At 72.2% G+C, this 2367-nt stretch carries 3 protein-coding genes; all 3 read right to left on the bottom strand.

The window, feature by feature from the left end; translation table 11 throughout:
• Positions 1–190: hypothetical protein (locus tag Mterra_RS20620; protein ID WP_147373002.1), on the bottom strand; the 190-nt coding region annotated here is incomplete at its 3' end.
• A 133-nt stretch (positions 191–323) separates the two neighbouring features.
• Positions 324–1478, bottom strand: a complete 1155-nt coding sequence (locus Mterra_RS20615) for an ATP-binding protein (protein WP_119316792.1) — start codon at positions 1476–1478, stop codon at positions 324–326.
• Entirely contained in the window at positions 1475–2023 is a 549-nt protein-coding gene (locus Mterra_RS20610; RefSeq protein ID WP_119316791.1) for a methanogen output domain 1-containing protein, read from the bottom strand. The genes Mterra_RS20615 and Mterra_RS20610 overlap by 4 nt, the downstream gene beginning before the upstream one ends.
• Positions 2024–2367: the final 344 nt, after the last annotated feature.

The following is a 2367-nucleotide window of genomic DNA, read 5'->3' as shown; positions in this document are numbered from 1 at the left end:
CGATGCTCAGCTGCGTCCGGTCCGACAGGTCCAGCCACATCCGCTGGCCCCCCACCTCCACCCAGGTCTCGCCCTTCGGCAACAGGGCCACGTACCGCCGGAACAGCCACCGCCCCAGCCCCGTCTGGCCCAGGCCCGTCCGTCCTAGTACCGCCGTCGCGAGCTGGCCGATTTTGATCAATCCGTGCATGAAAACCCCTCCTGAATGTCCCTACGCGCGCGAAGACTCCGCGAAAGCCGAGGTGCCATAAATGCACCGATTATAGGGATTTTCCCCGGAGACTCGCGTTCAAAGCTCACAAAAGCCGTGGGCTCGAGGCCCCTCAGGCTCCGGCCGCGTCGCTCAGGGGGAGCCGGACGACGGCGGTGGTGCCCTCGCCCAGCTCGCTCTCGAGCCAGATCCTTCCCCCGTGCTGCTCCACGATCCAGCGGGCGATGGACAGCCCCAGCCCCGTGCCACCGGGATCCTCCCCGCGCACCCGGGCCCGGTCGGCCCGCCAGAAGCGCTCGAAGACGTGGGGCAGGTCCTCCGGGGCGATGCCGATGCCGGTGTCCACCACCCGCAGCTCGGCCTCTTCGTCCACCCGCCGCACCCCGGCCGCGATGCTCCCCCCCGGCGGGGTGTACTTCACCGCGTTCTCCAGCAATTGCAGCACCAGTTGCCCCAGGCGGTCGCCGTCGCCCCGCACCAGGGCCTCGTCCAGGGGCCCCAGGCTCAGGCGGTGCTGGCGCACCAGCCCCTGGGCGCTCTCGACGACCTCACGCAGCACCCGGTCGAGCCGGACGGGCGCCAGTTGCAACGCCGCCCCGGCGTCGCCGCGGGCCAGCGCCAGCATGTCGTTGACCAGCCGGGAGAGCCGGCGGGCCTCGTGCACGGCGTCGCGCAGGGCCTCCTGGCGCTCGGCCTCGGGCATGTGGGGGAAGCTCAGGAGCACCTCGAGGTTGCCCTGCAGGCTGGTGAGGGGCGCGCGCAGCTCGTGGGCGGCGTCGTTGACGAAGCGCTTCTGGGCCTCCATCAGCTCCCTGAGGTGGCGCTGGCTCTCGCGCAGGGCCCCCTCGGTCCGGATGCGCTGGCGCAGCGCGCGGGTGAGCTCGTCGATCTTCTGGTTGAGCAGGGCGAAGCGGGCCCCCGCCTCCTCCTTGCTGCGCAGCCGCAGGAAGATCAGGCCGGGCGAGCCCTTGGCCGGGCGGACCGCCGCCCCCTCGCAGCGGTAAGGGCGCGGCCTCTGCTCCCCGTCGAGCCACTCCAGGCCGCCGGGCACCATCTGGCCGCTGCCCAGGCAGGTCGCCAGGTAGCGCTCGAGCTGCTCCCGCGGCGTGGCGACGAGCTCGAACAGCAGCCGCCCCTTCAGCCGCGACGGGGGCGAGCCCAGCCGCTCGGACGCCGGGTTGGCCGCCAGGATCCGGCCCTCCGCGCTGAGGAGCAGGGAGGGCTCGGGGAGCACTTTGGTGAAGGCCAGGAAGGCCTCGGGGGTCACGCGCGCTCTTCCTCCCCGAAGTACTCACGCCCCAGCGCCGCCTCGGCCTCGGGGGTGGGGGCCAGGTGCACCACCACCCGGCAGCCGGGGGCGCCCTGGGCGATGGTCTCCTGCAGCTCCACCTTGGCGTAGCCCAGGTTCTCCGCGGCGATCGCGCCGAAGACGTTGGAGGTCATCATGCACATGGCCGGGCGGCCCAGCACCTTCTCGGCGAAGGGGCAGGCCCGGTTGCCCAGCACGATCCGGGTCTCGCTCTGCTCGACGACGTAGAAGTCGCCCCGGATGCGCCGCTTGAGATCGACGAGCACCTCGGCCACCTCCTCGCGGCTGAGCGGCGCGCGGCCCAGGGCCCGGCGGTACTCCAGGCTGATGGCGTGCCCCATGTTGAGGCCCACCACGCTGATGAAGCCCGAGGCCTCCTCGAGGCCCACCACGTCCTGCAAGGTGCCGGAGAGTTCGCGGATGAGGGTGCGCAGGAACACGTCGCGCTCGAGCGGCACCTCGAGGCGGGCGACTTCGGAAGGCGGGTTGCTCGGCTGGTTCATTCTTCCCCCTGGCACGCCGCGCGCCGCCTTGGCTGCGGCGAGCGCGTGCGGCTTTGCCTGCTCCAGGCCTCAGGTGCCCGGTTTCTGAACCCATGGGGCCTGAAACGCCGTGAATCCGGCCGCCGACGGGTTCCCCGGTCCACCATTGTACGCCCCGCCCGGTGTGCCCGGATGGGAAGCGCGCCGGGGGCAATGTGGGCGGCCGACCCAAGCGCCGGGGCAAACCCGATATGGTATGGGGCGTGCAAGCGCTGCGCGTGGCCCTGCCCCTGCCCCTGGAGCCCATGAGCTACCTGCCCCCCCACGGCGTGGAGGGCGAGCTGAGGGGGCGGCGGGTGGTGGTG

Source organism: Calidithermus terrae, from assembly GCF_003574345.1.
Taxonomy (GTDB): Bacteria; Deinococcota; Deinococci; order Deinococcales; family Thermaceae; genus Calidithermus; species Calidithermus chliarophilus.
This window is presented reverse-complemented; position numbering and strand designations above follow the sequence as displayed.

Excerpts from the sequence above, each read along its gene's own strand:
- Mterra_RS20610 (WP_119316791.1), bottom strand. The coding sequence starts at position 2,023 with ATGAACCAGCCGAGCAACCCGCCTTCCGAAGTCGCCCGCCTCGAGGTG.